We start from the raw sequence: 24,007 nt of genomic DNA, 5'->3' as shown, positions 1-24,007 counted from the left end.
CGACGTCCTAGTCTTTAGCTCATGCGATTCGGCGTTCTGGGGGCGACGGAGGTGCGCCGCGAGGACGGCACCACCGTCCCGGTCGGCGGCCCGAGGGTCCGGACGCTGTTCGCGTTGCTCGCGTTGGAGGCGGGCCGCGTCGTCCCCGCGGAACGGCTCATCGACGGCCTCTACGGCGAGCAGCCACCCGATGGAGTGGCGAACGCGCTGCAATCGCAGGTCTCGCGGCTGCGTGGCGCGCTGAAGGAGCTCGCGCCCGTCGAGTTCAGCCCGGCGGGTTACCGCCTCGTCGTCGACCGCGACGACGTCGACGTCCACCGGTTCGAGCGGCTCGCCACCGAAGGACGGCGCGCTCTGGCGGCGGGAGACGCCGCGAAGGCGGCTGAGCTGCTTCGTGACTCTCTCGATCTCTGGCGCGGTCCCGCGTTCGCGGACATCACCGACGCGCCGTTCCGCGATCCGCAGGTCACGAGGCTGAACGAGCTGAAGACGTCGGCGATCGAAGACCGCGTCGAGGCCGAACTCAGGCTCGGGAGACATGAAGACGTCCTCGCCGAGCTTCGCGAAGTCATCGACGAGCAGCCGTTGCGGGAACGGCCACGCGCGCTGCTGATCCGCGCCCTGCACGCCGCGGGCCGTCAGGCCGACGCGCTCACCGCGTTCGAGGACGCCCGCCGGGTCCTGGCCGACGAGCTCGGCGCCGACCCCGGACCCGACCTCGCCGCCGCGCATCTGGCCGTGCTGAGGGGTGAGACGCCACCGGTCAAGACCACGACCGCACCGCTTCCCGCGCAGCTCACCAGCTTCATCGGCCGCGAAGGCGACCTCCGGCACGTGCTCGACCAGCTGGACCGCTCGCGCCTGGTGACGCTGACCGGCCCCGGCGGGACGGGCAAGACCCGGCTGGCCATCGAGACCGCGGCCGCGATGGACCTTCCGGCGGTCTTCGTCGAACTCGCGCCGTACACCGAGGACGCGGACGTCGCCCAGGCCGTGCTGACCGCCCTGGGCCTGCGGACGGTCCCGCTCGGGGCGGTCACCGCGCCGGTGGAGAACGCGCCGGTGGACCGGCTGATCGACGCGCTGGCCGATCGGGCGGTCCTGCTGGTGCTCGACAACTGCGAGCATCTGGTCGAGGCCGCCGCGAAACTGGTCGCCCGGCTGCTCGGCGCCGCCGCGGCCGTGCGGGTACTCGCCACCAGCCGCGAACCGCTGGGCATCACCGGCGAGATCGTCTCCCCCGTGCCGCGGCTCGCCGTACCGCCGCCGGGCACGCCGCCCGCCCGGTCGCTGGAGTTCGCCGCTGTCCGGCTGTTCGCCGACCGCGCGCGGGCGGGTGACCCAGGATTCGCCGTCGACGACACCACCGCGGGCGACGTCCAACGGGTCTGCGCCGCGCTCGACGGGTTGCCGCTGGCCATCGAACTCGCCGCCGCGCGCGTGCGGACGCTGCCGATCGGCGAGATCGCGGCCCGGCTGGACGACCGGTTCGGCTTGCTGTCACGGGGCAGCCGCACCGCCGAGACCAGGCATCGCACCCTGCGCGGTGTCGTCGAGTGGAGCTGGGATCTGCTCGACGAGGACGAGCGTCTGCTGGGCAGACGGCTGACCGTTTTCGCGGGCGGGACGACGCTGGCCGACGCCGAAGCGGTCTGCGGCGTGCCGGACACCGCGGAGCTGCTTCCGTCCCTTGTGGACAGATCACTCGTCGAACGCGGCGGCGACCGGTACCGGATGCTCGAAACGATCCGGGCCTTCTTCGCGGGCAAACTCACCGAAGCGGGCGAAGCCGACCGGATGCGGCGCGCGCACGCCGAGCATTTCCTCGCCCTCGCCGAGGAAGCGGATCCGATGCTGCGCACCGGTGACCAGCTGCGCTGGCTCGACCGCCTCGACGCCGCCTACGACGATCTCCTCGCCGCGTTGCGCTGGGCCGCCGAATCCGACGTACGGATCGCGCTCCGGCTTTCGGCTTCGCTGGTGACGTACTGGTGGATGCGCGGTCGCCGGTTCGAGGGCTCGACGCTCTGCTTGGAAGTGGTCAAACGCCTCGGCGAGCGGGCGCCGGACGGCCTCGAAGAGGAGCACCAGCTCTGCGTGCTCACCGCCGCCGCGGGATTGCGGGGCCATGAGGCGCTCGACCGGCACCTGCCGCTGGTGGAAGGCCTCATGTTGAGCCTCGTCAAGGCACCCCGGAACCCGGCGCTGCTGCTGTTGATGGGTGTCGTGACCGGCCCGCCCGGTGACGACGACGCGCTGCTCGAACGCAGCCGGGTGCTGCTGGCGAACAGCGACGACTGGAGTCTCGCCCTCTCGCCGACCGGCTACGGCCTCCGCGCGCTGATGCAGGGCGATCTCGAAACGGCGGAGGAATTCCTGCGCGAGGGGGCACAGGCGTTCCGCTCGATCGGGGAACGCTGGGGCCTTTCCATGGCCCTCGACCATCTGTCACAGGTCCTGATCTGGACGAACCGGCAGGCCGAAGCCCTCGAAACGATGAACGAGGCCCTGCGGCTGATGCGGGAACTCGGCGCCTCCGACGACAACGCGGACCTGCTGTGCCGTCGCGGCGGCAGCAAACTGCTTCACGGCGACGCGGCGGGCGCGCGGGCGGATTTCGAACTCGCCATCGAGATCGCGCGCCGGGCCGGGATGCCCGAAAGCCGGGCGGCCGGATATGTCGGGCTGTCGTTCCTCGCCCGGCACGAGGGCGATCTGGCGGCGGCCCGCGCGTTGAGCGAACGCGCGCTCGCGGAGTGTTCCGGTGGTTCGTTCGCGGCCGAAGGAGTGCGTGCCGGCGCGAAGATCTCCCTCGGCTGGGTGCTGGCCGCCGAGGGCGACGTCGACGGGGCCGAGGAGCTGCACCGGCTGGCTCTGGTGTCGGCGGACCGCTGGCACGACAGCACCACCATGGCCTGCGCCGTCGAAGGCCTCGCCGGGGTCGCGCTGCTGCGCGGCGACGCGGAGCGGGCGGCGGTCCTGATCGGGGCGGCGGTGACCATCCGGGGCACCTCGTTCGCCGTCGATCTGGACGCCGCCCTGCTCAGGACGACCGTGCGGGAGCGGCTCGGCGACGATTTCGACCGGGCCTACCGCCGGGGACTCGGCGTGCGCGGCGCCGCTCAATTGACCGGGAAACTCTGACCGCCTGCCAGCTGGATCCCCTGCGGCGCGAAGCGGCCGACGGCATCGGCGAGGTGACGCTGGTCGAGTTCGCTGTCCTGGACCGCGACGTACAGCGGTGCCGCGTTGTTCGGGACGGCGCCGAGCCGGGTCATCCCGGGTCCGACCGGGTCGATGGTGAGCCGGGCGACGTCACGCCATGGCACGACGGTCCGCTCGATCCGGACGCCCACCGCGTCCAGTTCGAAGAGCACCCACTGCTGGTCGTGCAGCGACTTCACGTAGGCGATGGTGCCGACGCCGCCGGCGATCAGGACGACGCGCAGCGCACCGGGCGCTTCGATCGAACCGAGCAGGGCGGCGATCCCGAGGAAGGCCACCAGGAGCCCGGTCAGCTTCGCGGCGCCGACCAGGCCCGCGTTCGGCTTGTGCACCCGGAACCGCACGTTGCGCGTCAGGTGTTTGGTGAGCACGCCGCCCCCGACCGCGGCGGCCAGCCCGAGCATCGTCACCACCAGCGAAACCGGCGAGAAGTCCGCGAAGACGTTGTACCCGGCGATCAGTGCGACGAAGCCGCCCACGACGGTCGACATCAGCGCGAGCTTTCCCTTGCGCACGTCCTGTTCGCGGCGTTGGAGCGCGGCTTGGTCGGGTGCGGCGAGGAAGCCGCCGTCGATGTTCCTCATCGGGCGTCACGCTGCGTTTCGGCGGCCGCGCGACGCTCACGCTGACGGCGGTCGAGGACGTACAGCAGGGCTCCGGCACCGGCGCTCAGGACGGCGTAGAGCAGGTCCTGAAGGCCGTCCTCCGGGTAGCCGGTGGAGAACTCGGCCATCGCGAGCGCGACGAAGAGGACGCTGACGACGGCCCCGCCGATGATGTACACCTTGTTGCTGAGCATGGTTTCCCTCGCTTGTCGTTGCCTTGGTGAGATCACTTTCGCGCGGGGCACATGACATTCCGATGACACACTGACAGCGTTCGGTGCGTGGACGGTCAGCGGTCGCGGAGACCCTCCGGACATGACTTACGCAGCTGGATCTCCCGAAGACTTCCTCGCCGTGCGACATCTGACGGTGCGCGGCTCCCAGTCCGAGATCGGCCGGGCGCTCGGCGCCGAGGTGAAGGCGCGCTCGGACTGGTCGCCGTCGGCGATCGACCCGATCACGGCCAGGGCGCGGCGCACCTGGTTCGCGCGGAACTGGCCCGAGTACGCCGGACGCCTTGCCGGGTTCGCCGAGGCCTACGGGCTCCCGGCCGACGCGGCGGTCTCCTTCGACGACGCGAGCGCGTTGCCCGCCGGGTCGGGGTGCTCGGCGCTGTGGACGGGGAGCGCGCTCGGCCGGAACTACGACTTCTTCACCATGAGCTGGACCCAGCTGGGTGCGGTGCTGGCCGGGGAGGAACCCGTGGACGACGGGACCGTGCCGATGGCGTCCCGGCCCTATGTCCTGACGACGATCCCCGACGACGGCATCGCCTCGACCGCGCTCACGATGTCCACAATGGACGGTGCGACCGAAGGGGTCAACGAGGCCGGGCTGGTCGTCGCGCTGCTGATGGCCGACGTCGAGACGGCCACTCCGCTGGAACACGGTCCACAGGCGGGTCTCTCGGTGCTGCAGGTGTGCCGGTACCTCCTGGACACCTGCGAAACCGTCGACGAGGCCAAAGAAGCGCTGATGCTCGCCAAGCAGTACGCGCACGGCGCGCCCTGTCACTACATCGTCGCCGACACATCCGGCCGCGGCTTCGTGTACGAACGCGGAGCGCACGATGTCGAGTACTTCGTCGAGGTGGCCGACGGACCGCTGTGCGTCACGAACCACCTGCTGCACCTGCACCCGGACGTCGACTCGCTGCCGGAGGACACGCCGGAGACCATGCGCACCTACGAGCGGCTGCGCACCGTCACCAAGGAAGCCGGCTCCGGGCCGCGCGCCGCGCTCGACGCGGTGTCGTTCGCGGTCGAGCCCGGCGCGCCGTGGCGGACGTTGTGGCGCAGCGTCCTCGACCCGGCGGCCCGCACCCTCAGCACGCGGTTCTACCTGGGTGACGGCGAGAACGGCACCGCGCGGCACTCGCCGGAACTCACCTTCGGAGTGTCGCGGTGACCATCGGAAAGGGCCGCAAGATCGGCACCGTCGCGGTCTGCGTGCTGGCGCAGCTGCTGATCGCGATCGATCTGACCGTGCTGCATCTGGTGCTGCCGTCGCTTTCGGAGCAGATGCACCCGTCGACGACGGAACTGCTGTGGATCGCCGACGCGTACGGTTTCGCGCTCGCCGGGCTGCTGATCACGATGGGGAACATCGGCGACCGCGTCGGCCGGAAGAAGCTGCTGCTGATCGGGGCGTCGCTGTTCGGGGTCGCTTCGGTGATCACGGCGTACGCGCCGACGGCGGAACTCCTGATCGCCGCCCGCGCGCTGCTCGGGGTCGCCGCCGCGACGCTGATGCCGTCGACCCTGTCGATCGTGCGGAACGTGTTCACCGGCAAGGAACGCGCGGCCGTGATCGGGGTTTCGAGCGGGCTGACGATCCTCGGGTTCGGGATGGGGCCGCTCGTCGGCGGGTTCCTGCTCGACCATTTCTGGTGGGGTTCGGTGTTCCTGGTCAACGTGCCCGTGGTGGTGGTCATGGTGATCGCGGGCGCGCTGATCCTGCCCGAATCGAAGAACCCCGCCCCGGGCCGGATCGACGTCGTCAGCGTGCTGCTGTCGATCGCCGGCATGGTCGGGATCGTCTACACGATCAAGGAAGTCGCGTACAAGGGCTGGGGCCACTGGGACGTCGCGATCGCCGCGGTGCTCGGGCTGGGCTGCCTGCTGGCGTTCGTCCTGCGGCAGCCGCGGCTGGCCGAACCGCTGATGGATCTGAAGTTGTTCGCGCGGCGGGCGTTCTCGGCGACCGTCGGCACCACGATCCTGGCGATGTTCGCGCAGCTCGCGGTCTCGCTGATGTTCGCGCAGTACCTGCAGCTGGTGGCGGGCTGGTCGCCGCTGAAGTCCGGGCTCGCCGGGCTGCCCGGGATGGGCGGCGCGATCGTCGGCGGGGTGCTCGCGCCCTTGGGGATCAAACTCTTCGGTCGGGCGATCACCATCGGGCTGGGCTGCGCGCTGTCGGCGGTCGGGTTCGCGTTGTACTCGGGCATCGGCGTGACGATCGTCTACCCGGATCTGCTGGCGGCGATGATCGTCTTCGGGGTGGGGCTGGCGCTGATCCTCACCGTCGCGACGGACACGGTGCTCGGCGTCGTGCCGAAGGCGAGGGCGGGCGCGGCGTCGGCGATCTCCGAAACGGCGACCGAACTCGGTGGGGCGCTGGGGATCGCCGTACTCGGCAGTGCGCTCGGCGCGCTGTACCGGAGTGAACTCGTGATCCCGCCGGGCGTGCCGCCGGAGGCGATCTCGGACACCCTCGGCGGCGCCGTCCAGTTCGCGGCCCAGCTGCCGCCGGAACAGGGAGCTTTGGTCCTGGCCAACGCGAAACTGGCGTTCGTCGACGGGTTGCAGGTGACGATGCTGTGCTCGGCGGGGTTGATGGCGGTGCTGGCGGTGAGCGTCCTGTTCACGTTGCGCGGGGTGCCGAAGGTCCTCGAAGACCCCGAAGAGGAGTCTGCTCCGGTCGCCGTGGCCGCGTGAAGTGTCATGAACGGCCCTTTCCTGACGTTTTTCGTCAGGAAAGGGCCGTTCATGACATCCGTCAGCGGGGGCCGGCCAGCGGGACGGCGCGCCGGTCACCCGACCGCACCATGGCCAGCAGGGGTTTCGCGGCCACCGCGAGCAGCCGGGCCGCGAAGGTGCGGCCGTTGCGGCGCGCGATGTCCGGGCCGAAGGCGTCCATCAGCGCGACGAGCCCGGGCAGCGGCCGCACGAACAGCGTCACTTCGGTGATCAGCCCGGCTTCGCCGATTTTCAGCACCGCCGCCTCTTCGACCTCCTCGCCGCCGATGCGCGCGGTGTAGACGACGACCCGCGTCTCGCCGTCCCCGGTGTCGGTGTGGAACCGGACGTCGCGCAGATGCGTGTACGCGACTTCCAGCAGCGGCCTGAGTTCCGCGTGCCCGGTGAACCGGACCCGGCTCGTCAGCGGTGAGTGCACCACGACGTCCGGCGCGAAGGCGCTCAGCGCCAGGTCCACGTCCCGGGTCTCGAGGGCGCGGCGGTACCGCTCGGTGGTTTCGATGCTCATCGGTCCTCCTGGATCAGGTTCCCCAGCCCGCGCCACAACAGATCCGTCGTGAGCGCGACGACTTGCTCCCGCGGGATGTCGCGGTTGTCCCACCACCAGGTGGCGATGGCGTTCAGCGCGCTCTTCGCCGCTTCGGCGAGCGCTTCGTTCGCGCGGTCGCGCGGCAGGTCCGCGGTCAGCGCCAGGCCGGGGATCTGGGCGAACACCTCGGTCAGCTGTGCGGTCGACCTGGCCTGGCCGCGCCGGTGCACCTCGGCGACGCTCTCGTCGGACGGCGTCTCGGCGAAGATCATCCGCCAGCCGCGTTCGTTCGTCTCCATCCAGGCGAAGATCGCCGCCACCCTGGCGCGCAGCAGTCCCTCGGCGGTGTCCGACGGCGGCAGCTCCGCCCAGCCGGCCAGCAGACTGTCCACTTCGGACTCCAGCAGACCGGCGTACAGCGCCGCCTTGGACGGGAAATGGTCGTAGAGCACGGGCGTGCTGATCCCCGCGGCCGTCGCGACCTCGCGCATCCCTGCCGCGTCGTACCCGGACGCGGCGAACACCCGCGCCGCCGCGGCCAGGATGCGCTCCCGGCGTTCTTCCCTGCTCAACCGCTTACCTGACATCGGTCAGGTACGCTACCACCTAACCTGACAGCTGTCAGGTAGCGCTCCGGGTAACCTGGTCGATCGTGCGCACAGTCGTAGTCATCGGGGGCGGGATCGTCGGTCTCGCCACAGCCTGGGAACTGACCAAACGGGGTCTGGACGTCACGGTGCTCGAGAAGGAGGAGCACTGGGCGGCCCACCAGACCGGGCACAACTCGAACGTCGTGCACGCGGGGCTCTACTACAAGCCGGGTTCCTTCAAGGCCAGGATGTCCACCGCGGGCAATCGGTCCATTGTGGACTTCGCGCGGCAGTACGGGGTGCCGGTCGAGGTGTGCGGCAAACTCGTCGTCGCCACGTCCGAAGCCGAGCTTCCGGCGCTCAAGGTGCTCGCCGAACGCGCGGAGGCCAACGGGGTCCCGGCCAAGCTGATCACCCCGAGCGAGGCCCGCGAGTACGAGCCCGAGGTCTCGTGCGTCGCCGCGTTGCGCGTGGAGTCCACCGGCATCATCGATTTCCCCGCCGTCTGCGCCGCGCTGGTGCGGCTGCTCGACGAATCCGACGCCGATCTGCGGCTCGGCACGCCCGCGCTGGGGATCCGGCCCGGCCGCACCGGCGGTGTCGAGGTGGCGACCGGCGACGACGTGATCCACGCGGACGCCCTCGTCAACTGCGCGGGCCTGCACGCGGACCGGGTCGCCCGGCTCGCCGGGCTCACCCCGAGCGCGCGGATCGTGCCGTTCCGCGGCGAGTACTACGAACTGAAGCCCGAACGCCGTCACCTGGTGCGGGGCCTGATCTACCCGGTCCCCGACGCGTCGCTGCCGTTCCTCGGCGTGCATCTGACCCGCATGCTCGACGGCAGCGTGCACGCCGGCCCCAACGCCGTGCTCGCGCTGCGGCGCGAGGGCTACACCTGGCGCGACGTCTCGGCGAAGGACCTCGCAGAGGTCGCCCGTTTCCCCGGCGTCTGGCGGCTCGCGCGCAAGTACGCGTACCCGACCGGGCTCGACGAGGTCCGCCGGTCGTTCTCCCGCCGCCGCTTCGCCGAAAGCCTCGCGCGGCTCGTGCCCGCCGTCACCGAGGACGACATCGTGCGGCACGGCTCCGGGGTCCGGGCACAGGCGCTGCGCCCGGACGGCGCCCTCGTCGACGACTTCCTGATCGAGACCGCGCGGAACCAGGTGCACGTCCTCAACGCGCCCTCACCGGCGGCGACCAGCGCGCTGGAGATCGCGAAGCACATCGCCGACGAGGTGACCGGCTAGGCCGTGTCCTAGGACGACGGCGGCAGGTTCGTGTTCAGCAGCGGAACCGCGGCCTTGATCACTTCGCACGCCTTCGCGGGGTCGTCGAGGTTGCCCGCGATGATCGCCACCGTCGACGTCGCGGTGATCGCGATACCCGCCGCGCACAGTTTGCTGCCCGACTCGGTGTAGATCTTCCACTTGCGACCGCCCGACTCGAAGTCCTGCGGTTCGCCCTGCGAGATCAGCGTCGGAGTCTCGTCCATCGCCGTCGCCGGGTAGAACCAGAGGTCGAGCGCCTTTTCGCCCTTTTCGCCGTCGGTATCGGCCCATTCACAGCCGACCTGGTTCGGATCCGAGGTGGACTTCATCGGTTCGCCGGTGGGGGCGAGCCGCAGCTGGGCGGTCTGCTCGGGCTTGAGCATGGCGCACGGGTCGGTGCTCACGAGCGGGCCGCCCGGCTCGGCGGGCTTCTGCCCCGGCGGGGCGGTGATCTGCGGGTTCTGCTCCCCGCCCGGCAGCTTCGACGCCACGGCCGGGGCCGCCGCCTTGGCGAGGTCGCACGCGTTGCCCTCGGTGCGGTCGGGGCTCTCGCTGGAGATCTCCACGAACGAGTCCGGCGTGAGCTCCGTGCTCAGCGAGCAGTAGGTCGGCCCGAGGATGGTGGCGTACCGCGTCCAGGTGAAGCCGCCGATGCCGAACTTCTCGCCGGGCTGGGCGCCGTTCATGTACTCGTTCACGGACAGGTCCTTGCTCAACGCGACCTCGAGGCTCGACGCCTTGCGCACGCCCTCCAGCTCGCGGAACCGGCAGACCGCGGGCACCTTCTGTTCGGGTTTGGCGGGGCGCTCCGCTCCGGGATAGGTGACTCCCAGCGCGTTCGCGTGTTCCTCCGAGAGCAGTTTGCACGGCTCGGCCTTCGTGATCACGGGTCCCTGCCCGGGCACCGGCGAGGCCGTACCGGCGATCGTCGACGTGCAGCCGCCGAGCGTCAGCACCGCCAGCCCGATCGCGAGCGAGTTCCGAAACCGCATGCGTCCCCTCCTCATCGGCTCGCACACTACTTGTGCGCGGCCGCCGTTCACGAACCGGCGGGCAGCGCGGCGCTCACCGTCGGCAGCGCGGCCCGCAGCAGGTCACAGGCTTTCGTCTCGTCGTCCCAGTGGCCGCTGGACACCTTCACGGTGGACGTCGCGGTGATCGGCAGCGCGGCCGTGCAGTACTTCGTGGCGGCGTCGGACCGGACCGTCCACTTGCGACCCGCGAGGTCGGTCTCTTCAGGGGTGCCTTGGAGTCCGGCGACGTCGGCGACGGCCGTCGACGGGAAGAACGTCACGTTCAGCGGACGCTGCCCCTTGTCGCCGTCGGAGTCCTTCCACTCGCAGCCCTTGTCCTCGGGATTCGCCAGATTGGCCGGATCGACCGGGGTGCCCGGGGCGATGGCCAGCTTCGCGGCTTCGTCGGGCTTCAGCAGCGTGCACGGGTCGGCCTGCAGCAACGGGCCGGAAGGCTCGGGTTTCTTCTGTCCCGGCGGCGCGACGATCTTCGGGTCCGGCACGCCACCGGGCAGCCTCGAGGCGATCGCGGGGGCCGCGGCGAGCGCGAGATCGCAGGCCGTCGACTCGGGCGCGCCCGTCTGGGTCTCGCTGCCGAGCTCGACGAACGAGGACGGCCCGAGTTCGGTGCTCAGGGAGCAGGCCGTCGGGCCGAGCGGGGACGCGTACCGCGTCCAGGTGAAGCCGCCGATGCCGTACTTCTCCCCCGGCTGGGCACCGGCGTAGAAGTCGTTCAGCGGGATGTCGACGCTCTGCGTGATCGAAAGGGACACCCCGCGCGGCGAATCGTCGCGTTCGGACAGCAGGCACATCGGCGGGAGCTTCTGTGCCTGGTTGCCCTTCGTTTCGACGCCCGGCAGCTTGAGCGCCAGCGCGTCGGCGTGTTCGGGGGTGAGCAACGAGCACGGCGCCGCCTTGGTGAGCACCGGCCCCTGGCCGGGCACCGGCGACGCCGTACCCGAGATCGTCTCGGAACATCCGCCGAGCAGGAGGACCACCGCGAACAACGCGGTGATCGGCTTGCGACGGCGGTTCATCGGGGGTCCCTCCTCGGTGCGGACCCTACTTCGATGTCGGCGTGAGCACCTCGGTTCCGCCGAGGAAGGGACGAAGCGCCTCCGGCACCCGGACCGAACCGTCTTCGAGCTGGTGGTTCTCCAGGATCGCGACGATCCACCTGGTGGTGGCGAGCGTGCCGTTCAGCGTGGCGACGGTCTGCGGGCGGCCGTCGTCGTCGCGGTAGCGGATGCCGAGGCGGCGGGCCTGGAACGTCGTGCAGTTCGACGTCGAGGTCAGCTCGCGGTAGGTCTCCTGCGACGGCACCCACGCCTCGCAGTCGAACTTCCGGTACGCGGAGGTGCCGAGGTCGCCGGTGGCGGTGTCGATCACCCGGTACGGGACCTCGATCTTGGCGAGCATCTGCTCTTCCCAGTCCAGCAGGCGCGCGTGCTCGGCCTCGGCGTCCTCGGGACGCGTGTAGACGAACATCTCGACCTTGTCGAACTGGTGCACGCGGATGATGCCGCGGGTGTCCTTGCCGTACGAACCGGCCTCGCGGCGGTAGCAGGAAGACCAGCCCGCGTACCGCTTCGCGCCCTTGCCGAGGTCGAGGATCTCGTCGGCGTGGTAGCCGGCGAGCGGGACCTCGGAGGTGCCGACGAGGTACAGGTCGTCGTCGCGCAGCCGGTAGACCTCCGACGAGTGCGCGCCGAGGAACCCGGTGCCCGCCATGATCTCCGGCCGCACGAGGGTCGGCGTGATCATCGGGGTGAAGCCGTTCGCGGTCGCCTGCGCGATCGCCATGTTCAGCAGGCCGAGCTGGAGCTGGGCGCCGACGCCGGTGAGGAAGTAGAACCGCGAGCCCGACACCTTCGCGCCGCGCTCCATGTCGAGCGCGCCGAGGCCCTCGCAGAGTTCGAGGTGGTCCTTCGGCTCGAAGTCGAACTTCTTCGGCTCGCCGACGTGTTTGAGCACGACGTAGTCGTCCTCGCCGCCTTCGGGAGCGTCGGGGTGGACGAGGTTCGGCACCAGGCGGTGCAGCTGCTCGAACTCCTCCGACGCCTCGGTCTGCTCGACCTCGGCCGTCTTGACCTGGGCGGCGAGCTCCTTCGCCTTGGCGAGGAGCTCGGCCCGCTCGTCGCCCTGCGCCTTCGGGATGAGCTTGCCCAGCGACTTCTGCTCGGCGCGCAGCTTGTCGGCGGCGGCGATGGAGGACCGGCGGCGGGAGTCGAGGGAGAGCAGCTTGTCGACCACTCCTTCGTCCTCGCCACGAGCGCGCTGCGAAGCGCGCACGACGTCCGGTTCATCGCGCAGAGTCCTGGGGTCAATCACGAATGCAGAGGGTAGTCCGTGGCGGCCGCACAAAATGTGCGGGTCCGCGCGGATGACCCGACAGTCTGATCGTTGCCGCCCGTTTCGGCCGCTCCCCATACTGGGATCTCCCTGCTGCGGACGGAGAAACCCGATGACCGATGCGGACCTGCTGGCGCGGCACAAGGCGGTGCTGCCGTCGTGGCTGGCGCTCTACTACGACGAGCCGATCGAGATCGTGCACGCGCAGGACCGCCGGGTCATCGACTCGACCGGGCGCACCTACCTGGACTTCTTCGCGGGCATCCTGACGAACTCGATGGGCTACGACGTCTCGGCGATCAGCGACGCCGTGCGCAAGCAGCTCGACACCGGGATCCTGCACACGTCGACGCTGTACCTGATCCGCTCGCAGGTCGAGCTGGCCGAGCGCATCGCGAAGCTCTCCGGCATCCCCGACGCGAAGGTGTTCTTCACCAACTCCGGGACCGAGGCCAACGACACCGCGCTCATGCTCGCCACCCAGTACCGGCGCAGCAACCAGGTGCTGGCGATGCGGAACTCGTACCACGGGCGGTCGTTCGCGACGGTCGGCATCACGGGCAACCGCGGCTGGTCGGCGTCGTCGCTCAGCCCGGTGAAGGTGAGCTACGTGCACGGCGGCTACCGGTACCGCAGCCCGTTCCGCGAGCTTTCGGACACCGAGTACATCGACGCGTGCGTCGCGGACCTCGTGGACGTCCTGGAGACGGGCACTTCGGGCGACGTCGCCTGCATGATCGCCGAGCCGATCCAGGGCGTCGGCGGCTTCAGCTCACCGCCGGACGGCCTGTTCAAGGCGATGAAGGAGGTCCTCGACCAGTACGGGATCCTGTTCATCTCCGACGAGGTCCAGACCGGCTGGGGACGGACCGGGGAACACTACTGGGGGATCCAGGCGCACGACGTCGTCCCGGACGCGATGACCTTCGCGAAGGGGCTCGGCAACGGCCTCGCCATCGGCGGCCTCGTGGCGCGCGGCGACCTCGTCGACTGCCTGACCGCGAACTCGATCTCGACCTTCGGCGGCAACCCGGTCGCGATGGCGGGCGCGGCCGCAGTGCTCGACCACATCGCCGACCACGATCTGCAGGCCAACGCGCTGGCCCGCGGCAACGAACTGCTCGACGGCCTGCGCGCGGTGGGGAACCCGCTGATCGGGGACGTGCGCGGCAAGGGCCTGATGATCGGTGTCGAGCTGGTCGAGCCGGGCGGCATGACGCCGAACCCGGGCGCCGCGGCGCGGATGATGGAGGAGACCAAGGCGCGCGGGCTGCTGATCGGCAAGGGCGGGCTGCACGGCAACGTGCTGCGGATCGCGCCGCCGATGACGCTGACCGCCGAAGAGGCCGCGGAGGGCCTCGGGATCATCGTGGACGCGCTGGCCGCGGTGTCCTGACGAACGCTAGGAAAGGACCGTTCCTTGCAAATTTTGCAAGGAACGGTCCTTTCCTAGCGTTCAGGAGCGGGCGAAACGGGCGATGACCTCGCCCAGCCGCCCGCCGGCGTCCTCCTGCAGGAAGTGACCGGCGCCGGTGATCGTCGGATGCTCCAGTTCGCGGGCGCCGCGCATCGAACCCCGCAGTTCGAGGCCCCACGGCGCGGTGATCGGGTCCCCGTCGGAGAACGAGACCAGGAACGGCTTGTCCAGTTCGGACAGCACCTTCAGCGCGGCCCGGTTGGCGGCCGACGCCGGATCGTCCGGGGTGATCGGCACCAGGGACGGCATCGCGCGCGGCGCGGCTTTGTACATCTCGTTCGGGAAGGGCGCGTCGTAGGCGGCGCGGACCTCGTCGGACAGCTTGGTCTGACAACCCGACTGGACGAATCGCCCGATGTCGATGACCTGGGCGTTCTCCATGGCGTCGCGGAACTTGTGCCAGAGCTCGGGCATGTCGGTGTCGCCGGTGGGGAGGCCGGTGTTGGCCGCGACGACCCTGGCGAACCGGTCGGGGTTTTCGGCGACCAGCCGCAGGCCGATCAGGCCGCCCCAGTCCTGGCCGACCAGGGTGACGTCGGTCAGGTCGAGCACGTCGAAGGCGAACGCGCGCATCCACTCGACGTGCCGCTGGTAGGTGTGGTCGACCATGTCGCCGGGTTTGTCGGAGCGGCCGAAGCCGACCAGGTCGGGCGCGATGGCGCGCAGCCCGGCGTCGGCGAGCACCGGGATGACCTTGCGATAGAGGTAGGACCAGGTCGGCTCGCCGTGAAGCAGGAGAACGGGCGGTCCGTCCTCGGGTCCGGCCTCCACGTATCCCACTCTGATCACGCCGCCGTGAAGGTCGACGAGCTCCGCGTAGCGCGGTTCGAAGTCGAAATCGGGCAGGTCCGAGAACCGGTCGTCCGGTGTCCTTAAAAGGCGCACGACTCCCACGTTAGTGGGAATCGTGCGCCTATGCCGTTTTCAGTACGTCAGGAAATCACGAAATGGCAACGGCCACGATGAGGCCGAGGGCCAGGTGCGCGGAGGCCACCACGACGCTGGCCGGGGCGAACTTCTCGCTTTCGATGGTCGAGCGGATGTCGATCCGGGTCGCCCACTCCAGCAGCCGGACGGCGGCCACCTGCACGATGATCCCGAGCAGGCCGTAGACCAGCGAGGTGATGAGGCCCTCGGTCAGGTCGCTGGCGGAGTTCGCGATCGCCACGACGATGATGAACGCCATCGACAGCAGGCCCGACGCGGTGACGATGACCGCGTTCGGCAGACCGCGGGTGACCAGCTGGGACAGCTTGCCGGGCGTGGTCCAGTCGATCGCCCAGAACCCGGCGAACATCATCAGCAGGCCGACGACGCCGTACAGCAGGATCGCGCCGATCCCTCGCACGAGGTCGGAGCCGAACGTGTCGGACAGCGCAAGGGTGGTGGTCACAGGGGTTCTCCAGAAGTCAGGAAATGTCAGGTTTGTGCGGTTGCTTCTATCACGACTCGACGATGCGGTGCGGGACGAACGCCGCACCGTCGTCCGTGACGAGTCCCGCGGTCTCGCGGATACCGAGACCGGCGGCCTGGTCCCCGACGATCCACGCGCCGAGCGCGGGCCGGTAACCCTGGAACTCCGGGAGCGGGTCGAACGCCTGGTAGACGTACCCTTCCGCGCCGTAGACCCCGTCGGTCTGCGTCTCGTAGCCGGTGGCGACGATCTGCACGTTCGCGCCCTCGCGGCCGAGTTTCGGCTTGCGGACGTACTCGGTCAGCAGACCGGGGTCGTCGGCGAAGGCGGGCAGCAGGTTCGGATGCCCCGGGTAGTTCTCCCACAGGATCGCGAGCAGCGTCTTGTTGGAGAGGATCATCTTCCACAGCGGCTCGACCCACAGCGTGCGCGGCATGGTCTCCACGGCGAAGCGGCCGAACTCCTCGTCGACCACCCATTCCCACGGGTAGAGCTTCACCACGGTCGCCATCTGCGCCTCTTCGAGGTCGACGAACCGCTTGAGCACCGGGTCCCAGCCGATCTCCTCGATCGACAGGCCGACGGTGTCGAGCCCGGCCTCGGCCGCGGTCTCCTGCAGGTACGCCGTCGTGACGTGGTCCTCACCGGACGGGTCGGCCGAAGACCAGGTGAAGTGCAGTTCGTTCGAGGGCAGCTTGTCGGCGAGTTCGCCCCAGCGCTCGACGAGCTTCTCGTGGATGGAGTTCCACTGGTCGTCCTCGGGGAAGACCGCGGTCTTCCAATGCCACTGCAGCACCGCGGCTTCGAGCAGCGAGGTCGGGGTGTCGGCGTTGTACTCGAGCAGCTTCGCCGGGCTCTTGCCGTCGTAGCGCAGGTCGAACCGGCCGTAGACGTGCGGATCCTGCCGCTTCCACGACTCCGCGATATGCGGCCAGACCCACTCCGGGATGCCGAAGCGGTGGTACTGCTCGGTGGTGATCACGTTGTCGACCGCTTCGAGGCACATCGAGTGCAGCAGTTCGACGTCCGCCTCGACCGACAGGATCTCGTCCATGTCGAAGACGTAGTGGACCGACTCGTCCCAGTACGGCCGGGACTTGCCGGAGCCGTCGCGCGCGGGCGTGCCGAAGACCAGCCCCTGCTCTTCGACGATGTTCTGCCAGTCCCGCCGGGGCGGCTTGGAATCCCGGTACACCTACGAGCCCCCGCTCTTGCCGCTGCCGCCGGAGCCGCTCTTGCCGCTGATGCCGAACCCGCCGCGCTGGACGGTCGAGCCCGACTTCGTCCGGACGTTCGCGTTCGACGGTGCGGTGTACGAACCACCCGACACACGCTGGCCGATGGTCCCGGTGCCGCCGTAGTTGTAGCGGTAGCTGTCGTACCGCCCGCCGCCGATCGGGATGAAGAAGAAGCCACCGGAGTGGTAGCCGCCGTGCGACGTCACGTACCGCTCGTCGCAGTTCTGGTCGTCGCTGATGATCTCGGTGTCCTTGGCCGCGCAGACGGCCGTGACCTCCCGCGGCTTCGCGACCGAATAGAACGTCGCGACCAGCCCGACCAGGCCGACGGTCACGCCCGTGCCGATCAGGAGCTTCTTCTTGGTCGAAGACTTCTTCTCGGCGGCGTGAGCGGCCTCCGCCGCGAGCGCCTCCTGGCGCTGCTGTTCCGCCAGCGCCTGCTGGCGTGCCCGCTGCTCGGCCAGCGACGGCTGCCGCGCCTGCGTGCTGCTGTCCTGGAAGCGCATGGTGCCGCGCCTGGGCGGCTGCTGTGCCGATGCGCCCTCGGGGGGAAAGCGTCCCTCGGACGGTGGCACCTGTGGCCCCTGGTTGTCATCCTGCGTCATCGAAGCTCCGTAATCGCCCGCCGGCCCGAACTCGTGTCCAACACTAACCACCCGGTACGCGCACCTTACGTGCGGCGCGGGCATCATGGAGTGGATGTCTCAACAGGCCGAGCGGTTCCGTGATCCGCGAAACGCGCTGAGCACCCTGCGCACCCGGCTCGTCATGGCCGGTGTGTTCGCGGGCGCGATCATCGCGCTTTCGCTGAGTGTGGCGTTTTCGTGGAACGTGGGCCCGGAGGGCGGTGCGGGCGGCGGCGCCCCCAAACTGTCGCCCGCCGCGGCCGAGGCGTTCCAATCTCCCCCTGGCACCTGCCTGACCTGGAACAACCAGGACGCCACCGACGCGCGGCGCGTGCCGTGCGCGGAGTCCCATCTGTTCGAGGTCACCAGCATCGTCGACATCGGCGCGCAGTACCCGCCGGGGGTGCCGAGCCCGAACCTGGAGCAGTGGCAGGAGATCTCCCGCTCGCGTTGCACGATCGACGTCAAGCCGTACCTCGGCCGCAACCTCGATCCCTACGGCAAGCTGAGCATGAACCTGCTCCGGCCGACGCCCGCGCAGTGGGCCGACGGCGACCGGCAGCTGCGGTGCGGTCTGCAATGGGCGGGCCAGGGCGGCAAGCTGCAGCCGACCAAGGGGCCCGCCAAGGAGCAGGACCAGTCGGCGGTGTGGGAGCCGGGCACCTGTCTCGCGCTGCTCAACAACAGCTTCGGCGACCCGATCGACTGCGCGCAGACGCATTCGTACGAGATCATCGCGACGCTCGACCTCAAGACGAAGTTCAAGGACGGCTACCCCTCGCAGGAGCAGCAGAACACCTGGCTCGACACCGAATGCTCGACGGCTTCGCAGGAGTACACCGGCAACGCGGATCTGGCGGCGAAGAAGCTCATCCTCAGCTGGGACGTCCGCGAGCAGGAGAGCTGGGACGCCGGGTCCACGCTGGTGAACTGCAAGGTCGCCGCGGTCCTTCCGGACAACAAGGGGCTGGCGCCGGTCACCGGGAGCGTCAAGGTCGGCAACGGCGAGGCCCCGCCGCCGTCGTCCTCCTCGCCCCCGAAGACCGGAGGGTGATCGCATGCCCGTCGAGATGACCCAACAGCGTTTCGAAGAGCTGGTTTCGGAGGCGCTGGACGAGCTCCCGCCCGAATTCGCGGACGCCATGGACAACGTCGTGGTGCTCGTGGAGGAGTTCAACGAGGAGTCGCCCACGATCCTCGGGCTCTATCACGGGGTCGCGCTGACCGAGCGGACCCACGAGTACGGAGGGGTGCTGCCCGACCGGATCTCGATCTACCGGCGCCCGCTGCTGCAGATGTGCGACACCGAGGAAGACGTCGTCGAGGAGGTGCTGATCACGGTGGTGCACGAGGTCGGGCACCATTTCGGCATCGACGACGAGCGGTTGCACGAACTCGGCTGGGGGTGAACCGCCGCGCGCGTGATAGCAAAGGTCCCTTGCTCTCCTCGCGACGGATTCCGCGCCACCGGTGGCATGGTGGGTGATTTTTGTGCGTGGAGCACCAAGGGTTCTCCGGATTCTTAACTGCGTGTAACAACCCCGCCACTTTGGGCGACAGCCCCGCTAAACTTTTCGACACGTTGTCGCCGGTCTTCGCCGGCGAATGCCTGGGGAGGCGGTGCATGGCCGAGTCGACGGTGCGAAGGAGGAGCGACCGGCGGTTGCGCTGGCTGCTCGCGTCCAGCGCGGCGTCGAACCTCGGCGACGGGATCGGCAAGGTCGCGTTCCCGCTGCTCGCGGTCACCCTGACCCGGGACCCGCTGCTCATCGCCGGCCTTTCGGCGACCCAGTTCCTGCCGTGGCTGCTGTTCGCCCTCCCGGCGGGCGCGCTGCTGGACCGCGTCGACCGGCGGCGGGCGATGATCCTCGCGAACGGCGCCCGCGCGGTGGTCGTCGGCGGGACGGCCGCGCTGGTCGCCGCGGGCGGGGTGACGATCTGGATGGTCTACGCCGCCGCCCTGCTCATCGGCTTCGCGGAGGTCGTCGCCGACAGCGCCGCGAACGTGCTCATCCCGGCGGTCGTCGGCGAGGGTTCGCTCGACGGCGCGAACAGCAAGCTCCAAGCCTGCGAGATCGTCGGCCAGACCTTCCTCGGCGGACCGGTCGGCAGCGCCACCTTCGCGCTCTTCGCGACCTTCCCGTTCTTGCTCAACTCGGTGGGCTTCGCGATCGCGGCGGTCGTTTTGCTCGGCCTCGCCGGGAGCTACCGGCCGCGCTCCGCCGAGCGCGCCACCACCGACCTCCGCACCGAACTGGCGGAGGGTTTCCGCTGGCTGAAGCGGAGCAGGCTGGTGCTGCGCCTGGTCGTCCTCGCCGGGGCGATCAGCCTGGTCAGCGAACTCGCGCAGGCACAGCTGGTGCTGTACGCGATCGAGTACCTGCATCTCAGCGAAGCGGCCTTCGGGCTCTTCGCGTTCGTCGGCGGCATCGGTGGTCTGCTCGGCGCGGCCGTCGCCCCGCGGCTGGTGAAGGTGTCCAGCCGTCGCGCGGTGCTCCTCTGGGGCACGGCCTGCTGCGGCGCGGCGTTCACCGGCATGGGCCTGACGAGTTCGCCGGTGGCCGGGGCGGCGCTGTTCGGCCTGTTCGCGGCGGCCGTCGTCGCGGTGAACATCGTGCTCGGGACGGCACGGCACACCCTCGTCCCCGGCGACCTGCTCGGCCGGGTGCTGGGCGTGTGGCGCACCGTCGTCTGGGGAGCGATCCCGGTCGGCGCCCTGCTCGGCGGCGTCCTCACCCACGCCCTCGGATCCGCAGCCCGGACGTTCCTCACGTCCGGGCTTCTGCTGTTCGGCGTAGCCGGTTTCGCGTTCGTCTCGTTACGGCCCGGAGCCTTCGATGACGAATCGGCCACGGAGGAGCGGGTTCTCCACCAAGACCGGTGAAAACCAAGGTCTTTGGTGCTGAAATAGCCCATCACCGCCACGGGTGACGGGGAGAGGTCCGCGATGCAGCAGACACTGGTGCCGGAGGCCGGCGTGGGGACGACAGAACCTTCCAGACGCCCGCAAGTGCTCACCGCGGTCGCCGGTTTCGTGATCGGTGGCGGCGTGATCGGCATGCTCTGGGCGCTTTCGGGCGTCAACGCGGGGGCACTCGAGGACGCGCAGGCGGCGTGCTCGGCGCTGGCCAGGGTCGGCACGATCCCCGACACCACCGACTCCGCCCCCGGCGACCAGACCGTGGCGGTCCTGGCGCCCGAGGTCCTGCACCGGATGACGGCCGCGCGTGAACTCTCCGCCGCGGCGGCCGCCGCCAACGACACCTACCGGCCGCTGGCCGAGCACATCGACGGCGTCAGCAGGATGGTGTTCAGCCTGCACTTCAACCAGATCTCGGGACAGCGGCACCTCGTGCAGGCCGAACAGCTCTGCACCCAGCTCTAGCCCTTGTGGACGGTCTTCACGGTCAGCTGGTTGCCCGAGATCTTCCCGGTGCAGCCGAGTCCCTGCACCGCCAGGAAGTTCGACGCCGTCTCCTGCGGCAGGTACACCCGCAGGCCCCTGGTCTCGACCGGCTTGCAGACTTCCTCGGGGTAGTTGCGGACGTTCGCGAAACCGACGTCCGCGATCGCGCTCTCGCCGTTGGCCAGCTGCACCGGGTCGCCCTTGGCGCCGTCGCGGTACGCGGCCTCACCGACCTGGTGACCGTCGGCGCCCGTCACGTAGGAGATACCGGGGAAGCCCTGGATCGTGCAGGGGTGCCCGCTCGCGTTGGTGATGACGAGCTTCCGGTACACCGTGCCCGCGGCGGCGTCGCTGTCCTTGATGGACAGTTTGACGTCGCCGGCCTTGCAGAGCCCGTCGTTCTTCGACGCCTGCGCGGGCGGCTGGGCGGGTTGCGGCGTCGGCGTCGAAGCCGAAGAAGTCGCGCTGGGCGCCACCGAGGTGTCCGGCGCCGAACTCGACGGTGACGCGGACGTGTTCTGCGCGACGGGTTCGGTCCCCGAACCGCACGCGCTGGCCAACAGCAGCCCGGCGGTACCCGCGACGAGACCGCCGATGGAGATCAACTTCGAACGAACCATGGTCATTCGCCTCCCTGTATCCAGGTGACCCACCGTCCAGTAGACGTGTCGTCCGCCGACGAGGTTGCGCCCCACCGGTTAATTCCCCACAAGGTGTTAATCGATCTTGTGTGCTGTGTTCCCCGGCGGAGATGGAGGCAAACGCGGTGAAGGACGCCTCCCCACGTGACCGGCGGCCATGAGACCGCACTCACGTGATCGAAGGCGGAACTCGCGTGATCAGCGGCGGAACACCCGATTGCGGCCTCCAGTCTGGTCGGACATAACGACATCAATCGGGCACGCAGTCCGCGCAAGGTGTCCGTTATCGCGTCAGGGTTCGACGGGGGTTTCCGCCCAGGTGAGGCACGTCCAGCCGTCGGCGGTCCCGACGAGCTCGACGACGCCGGTGTTCGGGATGAGGCCCTGGTTGGCGATCTCGGCGGTCACGTTCCCGGCGAGCCATTCGCCGCCGAGCCGGATCGCGCCACCGTGGCTCACCAGCACCACCGTGCCGTCGGGGTCGGCCTGCTCGTGCTTGGCGCGCAGCCGGGCGACCGCGTCGAGCAGCCGGGCGCGGACCTGCGCGCCGGTCTCGCCGCCGGGGATCGGCGGGTCGAGTTCGCCGAGCGTCCACCGGCGCACGACGCTCATGTAGGTGGTGATCGAGTCCTTGTCCGTCTTGCCTTCAAGATCGCCCGCGGCGACCTCGTGCACGCCGTCGAGGACCTGGACGTCGAGGCCGAGCTTGGCGGCCAGCGGCGCGGCGGTCTGCTGGGCGCGGACCGCCTGCGAGGCGTAGACCGCGACGATCGGCTCGCCGTCCAGCCGCGTCGCGAGGTCCCGCGCCTGCTCGCGGCCCAGCTCGGTGAGCGGCGGCCCGGGCAGCGCGGTGTCGAGCGCGCCGCGGACGTTGCCGTCGGTCTGGCCGTGGCGGACGAGGAGAAGTTTCACGCCTGTGCTCCCTTCCGAACCGCGGCGACCCAGTCGATCGCCTCGGTGAAGTCCTCGTTCGCGGCGCCCGGCTCGACCTCGGTCCTGCCGTTGTCCGCGCGCGGGTGGGAGCCGAGGAACCGCACGTTGCGGCACCGGCGGCGCAACGCGGCCAGCGCGTCGCCGATCCGGGGCTCGGACACGTGTCCCTCGAAGTCGATGAAGAAGCGGTACTCGCCGAAGTTGTTCCTGGTCGGCCGGGCGTCCAATTTGGTCAGGTTGATCCCGCGGACCGCCAGTTCGGTGAGCAGTTCCGCCAGGGCACCGGTCCGGTTCGTGGCGGCGGCGACGATCGACGTGCGGTCGGCCCCGGTCGGCTCCGGCAGTTCACCGGGGGCGCGGACCAGCAGGAACCGGGTCTTGGCGTCGCGGACGTCGGCGACCTCGGTGGCCCGCACCTCCAGCGGATAGTGCTCGACCGCGACCGGCGCGGTGACGGCCGCGTCGAACTCGCCCTCGGCCACCGCGACCGCGGCCGCCGCCGTGGAGGACGTCGCGACCGGATGAGCGCCGGGCAGATTCGCCTCGACCCAGTGCCGGACCTGCGCGAGCGCGTGCGGATGGCTCGCCACGGTGCGGATCTCGGTCGTGCCCGGCCTGGTCAGCACGCTGAAGTGGACGGGCAGCAGCACCTCCGCCACCGCGACCAGCGGCTCGGCCTCGCTCAGGCTGTCGAGGGTGGCGGTGACCGCGCCCTCCACCGAGTTCTCGATCGGGACACAGGCCGCGTCGGCCGCGCCCGAGCGCACCGCGGCGAGTGCCGCCGGGATGGTCTCCGCGGGGATCAGCTCCTCACCGGAGGCGAGCCGTCGCGCGGCCTGTTCGGTGAAGGTTCCCTGGGGGCCGAAGTAGGCGATCCGTGACACCCCGCCAGATTACGCACGGCGCGGGTGGCGACTTTCACTCGGACAGCCGGTACGCGCGCCGGTTACGCCAGGTGGCTTTTTTTGCCATGCTTAGGGCGTGACCGCCGAACCGGGCACGCACACCGGCCACGAGGATGTCGGCTCCTCTTTCGCTCCCGTGCCGGACCATCCCACTCCGGAGCTGGTGCTGTGCGCCGTCGATGACCTGCTCGCCCAAGCCTGGACGACCGTCGCGGACACCGTGGACGGCCGGGTCTTCGTGCACCGCGGATCCGTGCTCGACGTCGTCGCGCAGGCCGTCGTCAGCCCCGCGAACTCCTACGGCTGGATGCGGGGCGGCATCGACGCCGTCTACGCCCGCGCGTACCCCGGCGTCGAGCAGAACGTCCGCAGCGCCGTCCTCGCCTACCACGGCGGCGAGCTGCCGATCGGCGAAGCGGTGATCGTGCCGACCGGCGAGGCGGAGCCCGCCTGGCTGATCAGCGCGCCGACCATGCGGGAACCCGGCGAACGCCTCCCGCGCGACACCGTGCACCCGTACCTCGCCGCCCGCGCGGTGTTCCAGCAGTGGCGCGACGCCAGCCTCGACCAGGGCCGCGTCCGTGATCTCGTGCACACGATCGCGATGCCGGGGCTCGGTACCGGCGTCGGCGGGGTCGCCCCCGCGTCCTGCGCCCGGCAGGTCGCCGCGGCCTGGGACGAGGTCTTCACGCCCGGCCGTCCCCGTAACGGACGGTAACGCCCCGAAGCGGGCTACATCACATCGCAGCGCGTTCACGAGCCGTAAGCCCTACCGTTAAAGCGGCTTCATCCGGTTCGAGGCACGTT

24 protein-coding genes are annotated in these 24,007 nt (G+C 70.0%); 10 read left to right on the top strand and 14 right to left on the bottom strand.

All coding sequences use genetic code 11. From position 1 onward, the window contains the following. Nucleotides 1–21: 21 nt before the first annotated feature. The gene (locus AB8M46_RS12625; protein WP_394360344.1) at nucleotides 22–3,144 is read left to right on the top strand and encodes a BTAD domain-containing putative transcriptional regulator; all 3,123 of its coding nucleotides are present in this window, start codon (nucleotides 22–24) and stop codon (nucleotides 3,142–3,144) included. Here the strand turns inward: AB8M46_RS12625 and AB8M46_RS12620 are convergent. Next, the gene (locus AB8M46_RS12620; protein WP_378422273.1) at nucleotides 3,123–3,809 is read right to left on the bottom strand and encodes a hypothetical protein; all 687 of its coding nucleotides are present in this window, start codon (nucleotides 3,807–3,809) and stop codon (nucleotides 3,123–3,125) included. The genes AB8M46_RS12625 and AB8M46_RS12620 overlap by 22 nt on opposite strands. Beyond that, nucleotides 3,806–4,024 (bottom strand): hypothetical protein, encoded by a 219-nt coding sequence (locus tag AB8M46_RS12615; protein ID WP_037333513.1) that lies wholly within the window; start codon nucleotides 4,022–4,024, stop codon nucleotides 3,806–3,808. The genes AB8M46_RS12620 and AB8M46_RS12615 overlap by 4 nt, the downstream gene beginning before the upstream one ends. 121 nt (nucleotides 4,025–4,145) lie before the next feature. Here AB8M46_RS12615 and AB8M46_RS12610 point away from each other — a divergent pair, with 121 nt between their 5' ends. After that, on the top strand, nucleotides 4,146–5,237 hold the full coding sequence (locus AB8M46_RS12610) for a C45 family autoproteolytic acyltransferase/hydolase (protein WP_394360343.1): 1,092 nt from the start codon (nucleotides 4,146–4,148) through the stop codon (nucleotides 5,235–5,237). Next, nucleotides 5,234–6,766, top strand: coding sequence for an MFS transporter (locus tag AB8M46_RS12605; protein WP_394360342.1), 1,533 nt, complete (start codon nucleotides 5,234–5,236; stop codon nucleotides 6,764–6,766). The genes AB8M46_RS12610 and AB8M46_RS12605 overlap by 4 nt, the downstream gene beginning before the upstream one ends. 61 nt (nucleotides 6,767–6,827) lie before the next feature. Here the strand turns inward: AB8M46_RS12605 and AB8M46_RS12600 are convergent, their stop codons facing one another. Together AB8M46_RS12600 and AB8M46_RS12595 are read right to left on the bottom strand one after the other, a co-directional pair. Next, a complete protein-coding gene (locus AB8M46_RS12600; RefSeq protein WP_394360341.1) occupies nucleotides 6,828–7,316 on the bottom strand; it encodes a nuclear transport factor 2 family protein in 489 nt (162 codons plus the stop codon). Further along, complete coding sequence (locus tag AB8M46_RS12595; protein ID WP_394360340.1) at nucleotides 7,313–7,909, bottom strand: TetR/AcrR family transcriptional regulator; 597 nt, start codon at nucleotides 7,907–7,909, stop codon at nucleotides 7,313–7,315. The genes AB8M46_RS12600 and AB8M46_RS12595 overlap by 4 nt, the downstream gene beginning before the upstream one ends. An 80-nt stretch (nucleotides 7,910–7,989) precedes the next feature. Here AB8M46_RS12595 and lhgO point away from each other — a divergent pair, with 80 nt between their 5' ends. Next, the gene (gene lhgO / locus AB8M46_RS12590) at nucleotides 7,990–9,174 is read left to right on the top strand and encodes an L-2-hydroxyglutarate oxidase (protein WP_394360339.1); all 1,185 of its coding nucleotides are present in this window, start codon (nucleotides 7,990–7,992) and stop codon (nucleotides 9,172–9,174) included. An 8-nt stretch (nucleotides 9,175–9,182) separates the two neighbouring features. On the opposite strand, the gene AB8M46_RS12585 is transcribed toward lhgO, so the two are convergent. From AB8M46_RS12585 to serS, 3 genes are read right to left on the bottom strand one after another with little or no spacing between them, the layout of a single operon-like run. Beyond that, entirely contained in the window at nucleotides 9,183–10,187 is a 1,005-nt protein-coding gene (locus tag AB8M46_RS12585; RefSeq protein WP_037333533.1) for a DUF3558 family protein, read from the bottom strand. Between the two features lie 47 nt (nucleotides 10,188–10,234). Continuing rightward, the gene (locus AB8M46_RS12580; RefSeq protein ID WP_394360338.1) at nucleotides 10,235–11,245 is read right to left on the bottom strand and encodes a DUF3558 family protein; all 1,011 of its coding nucleotides are present in this window, start codon (nucleotides 11,243–11,245) and stop codon (nucleotides 10,235–10,237) included. 25 nt (nucleotides 11,246–11,270) lie between these two features. Continuing rightward, nucleotides 11,271–12,539: a serine--tRNA ligase gene (gene serS, locus AB8M46_RS12575; RefSeq protein ID WP_073846028.1), complete on the bottom strand. Its 1,269-nt coding sequence runs from the start codon at nucleotides 12,537–12,539 to the stop codon at nucleotides 11,271–11,273. A gap of 133 nt (nucleotides 12,540–12,672) precedes the next feature. On the opposite strand from serS, the gene AB8M46_RS12570 reads away from it, so the two are divergent. Beyond that, nucleotides 12,673–13,956, top strand: a complete 1,284-nt coding sequence (locus AB8M46_RS12570) for an aspartate aminotransferase family protein (RefSeq protein WP_394360337.1) — start codon at nucleotides 12,673–12,675, stop codon at nucleotides 13,954–13,956. Between the two features lie 60 nt (nucleotides 13,957–14,016). On the opposite strand, the gene AB8M46_RS12565 is transcribed toward AB8M46_RS12570, so the two are convergent. From AB8M46_RS12565 to AB8M46_RS12550, 4 genes are read right to left on the bottom strand one after another with little or no spacing between them, the layout of a single operon-like run. Next, entirely contained in the window at nucleotides 14,017–14,922 is a 906-nt protein-coding gene (locus AB8M46_RS12565) for a haloalkane dehalogenase (protein WP_378422257.1), read from the bottom strand. A gap of 55 nt (nucleotides 14,923–14,977) precedes the next feature. After that, on the bottom strand, nucleotides 14,978–15,430 hold the full coding sequence (locus AB8M46_RS12560) for a DUF350 domain-containing protein (protein ID WP_016330638.1): 453 nt from the start codon (nucleotides 15,428–15,430) through the stop codon (nucleotides 14,978–14,980). A gap of 49 nt (nucleotides 15,431–15,479) precedes the next feature. Continuing rightward, a complete protein-coding gene (locus tag AB8M46_RS12555) occupies nucleotides 15,480–16,646 on the bottom strand; it encodes a glutathionylspermidine synthase family protein (protein WP_037333548.1) in 1,167 nt (388 codons plus the stop codon). Further along, entirely contained in the window at nucleotides 16,647–17,195 is a 549-nt protein-coding gene (locus tag AB8M46_RS12550) for a hypothetical protein (protein WP_037333551.1), read from the bottom strand. A 193-nt stretch (nucleotides 17,196–17,388) separates the two neighbouring features. Here AB8M46_RS12550 and AB8M46_RS12545 point away from each other — a divergent pair, with 193 nt between their 5' ends. From AB8M46_RS12545 to AB8M46_RS12530, 4 genes are all read left to right on the top strand, one after another. Next, nucleotides 17,389–18,369: a septum formation family protein gene (locus tag AB8M46_RS12545; RefSeq protein WP_394360336.1), complete on the top strand. Its 981-nt coding sequence runs from the start codon at nucleotides 17,389–17,391 to the stop codon at nucleotides 18,367–18,369. Nucleotides 18,370–18,373: 4 nt separating this feature from the next. Next, nucleotides 18,374–18,724: a metallopeptidase family protein gene (locus AB8M46_RS12540; protein WP_037333558.1), complete on the top strand. Its 351-nt coding sequence runs from the start codon at nucleotides 18,374–18,376 to the stop codon at nucleotides 18,722–18,724. A gap of 215 nt (nucleotides 18,725–18,939) precedes the next feature. Beyond that, nucleotides 18,940–20,199: an MFS transporter gene (locus AB8M46_RS12535; RefSeq protein WP_037333561.1), complete on the top strand. Its 1,260-nt coding sequence runs from the start codon at nucleotides 18,940–18,942 to the stop codon at nucleotides 20,197–20,199. 63 nt (nucleotides 20,200–20,262) lie between these two features. Beyond that, nucleotides 20,263–20,700 (top strand): hypothetical protein, encoded by a 438-nt coding sequence (locus AB8M46_RS12530; protein ID WP_037333564.1) that lies wholly within the window; start codon nucleotides 20,263–20,265, stop codon nucleotides 20,698–20,700. On the opposite strand, the gene AB8M46_RS12525 is transcribed toward AB8M46_RS12530, so the two are convergent. The 3 genes from AB8M46_RS12525 to pheA all read right to left on the bottom strand — a co-directional run bounded on the left by AB8M46_RS12525 (nucleotide 20,697) and on the right by pheA (nucleotide 23,179). Next, nucleotides 20,697–21,347 carry a DUF4232 domain-containing protein gene (locus tag AB8M46_RS12525; protein WP_037333567.1) on the bottom strand — a complete coding sequence of 217 codons (651 nt, stop codon included), beginning with the start codon at nucleotides 21,345–21,347 and terminating at the stop codon, nucleotides 20,697–20,699. The two genes, AB8M46_RS12530 and AB8M46_RS12525, sit on opposite strands and share 4 nt — an antisense overlap. Before the next feature lie 306 nt (nucleotides 21,348–21,653). Continuing rightward, nucleotides 21,654–22,274, bottom strand: a complete 621-nt coding sequence (locus AB8M46_RS12520) for a histidine phosphatase family protein (protein WP_394360335.1) — start codon at nucleotides 22,272–22,274, stop codon at nucleotides 21,654–21,656. Further along, nucleotides 22,271–23,179 carry a prephenate dehydratase gene (gene pheA, locus AB8M46_RS12515; protein WP_037333574.1) on the bottom strand — a complete coding sequence of 303 codons (909 nt, stop codon included), beginning with the start codon at nucleotides 23,177–23,179 and terminating at the stop codon, nucleotides 22,271–22,273. The genes AB8M46_RS12520 and pheA overlap by 4 nt, the downstream gene beginning before the upstream one ends. 97 nt (nucleotides 23,180–23,276) lie before the next feature. On the opposite strand from pheA, the gene AB8M46_RS12510 reads away from it, so the two are divergent. Continuing rightward, complete coding sequence (locus tag AB8M46_RS12510; protein WP_125731567.1) at nucleotides 23,277–23,918, top strand: macro domain-containing protein; 642 nt, start codon at nucleotides 23,277–23,279, stop codon at nucleotides 23,916–23,918. The last annotated feature ends 89 nt before the right edge of the window (nucleotides 23,919–24,007 follow it).

Origin of the sequence: Amycolatopsis sp. SB7-3 (assembly GCF_041021335.1) — a bacterium.
Taxonomy (GTDB): Bacteria; Actinomycetota; Actinomycetes; order Mycobacteriales; family Pseudonocardiaceae; genus Amycolatopsis; species Amycolatopsis japonica.
Note: the sequence above shows the minus strand (reverse complement) of the source record. Positions and strands in the feature narration are given on the sequence as shown.

Coding starts and splice junctions, on each gene's coding strand:
- AB8M46_RS12530 (WP_037333564.1), top strand. CDS start 20,263: ATGCAGCAGACACTGGTGCCGGAGGCCGGCGTGGGGACGACAGAACCT.
- AB8M46_RS12580 (WP_394360338.1), bottom strand. CDS start 11,245: ATGAACCGCCGTCGCAAGCCGATCACCGCGTTGTTCGCGGTGGTCCTC.
- AB8M46_RS12610 (WP_394360343.1), top strand. CDS start 4,146: ATGACTTACGCAGCTGGATCTCCCGAAGACTTCCTCGCCGTGCGACAT.
- AB8M46_RS12550 (WP_037333551.1), bottom strand. CDS start 17,195: ATGCGCTTCCAGGACAGCAGCACGCAGGCGCGGCAGCCGTCGCTGGCC.
- AB8M46_RS12535 (WP_037333561.1), top strand. CDS start 18,940: ATGGCCGAGTCGACGGTGCGAAGGAGGAGCGACCGGCGGTTGCGCTGG.
- AB8M46_RS12625 (WP_394360344.1), top strand. CDS start 22: ATGCGATTCGGCGTTCTGGGGGCGACGGAGGTGCGCCGCGAGGACGGC.
- AB8M46_RS12600 (WP_394360341.1), bottom strand. CDS start 7,316: ATGAGCATCGAAACCACCGAGCGGTACCGCCGCGCCCTCGAGACCCGG.
- AB8M46_RS12540 (WP_037333558.1), top strand. CDS start 18,374: ATGCCCGTCGAGATGACCCAACAGCGTTTCGAAGAGCTGGTTTCGGAG.
- AB8M46_RS12585 (WP_037333533.1), bottom strand. CDS start 10,187: ATGCGGTTTCGGAACTCGCTCGCGATCGGGCTGGCGGTGCTGACGCTC.
- AB8M46_RS12570 (WP_394360337.1), top strand. CDS start 12,673: ATGACCGATGCGGACCTGCTGGCGCGGCACAAGGCGGTGCTGCCGTCG.
- AB8M46_RS12525 (WP_037333567.1), bottom strand. CDS start 21,347: ATGACCATGGTTCGTTCGAAGTTGATCTCCATCGGCGGTCTCGTCGCG.
- AB8M46_RS12620 (WP_378422273.1), bottom strand. CDS start 3,809: ATGAGGAACATCGACGGCGGCTTCCTCGCCGCACCCGACCAAGCCGCG.
- AB8M46_RS12615 (WP_037333513.1), bottom strand. CDS start 4,024: ATGCTCAGCAACAAGGTGTACATCATCGGCGGGGCCGTCGTCAGCGTC.
- AB8M46_RS12545 (WP_394360336.1), top strand. CDS start 17,389: ATGTCTCAACAGGCCGAGCGGTTCCGTGATCCGCGAAACGCGCTGAGC.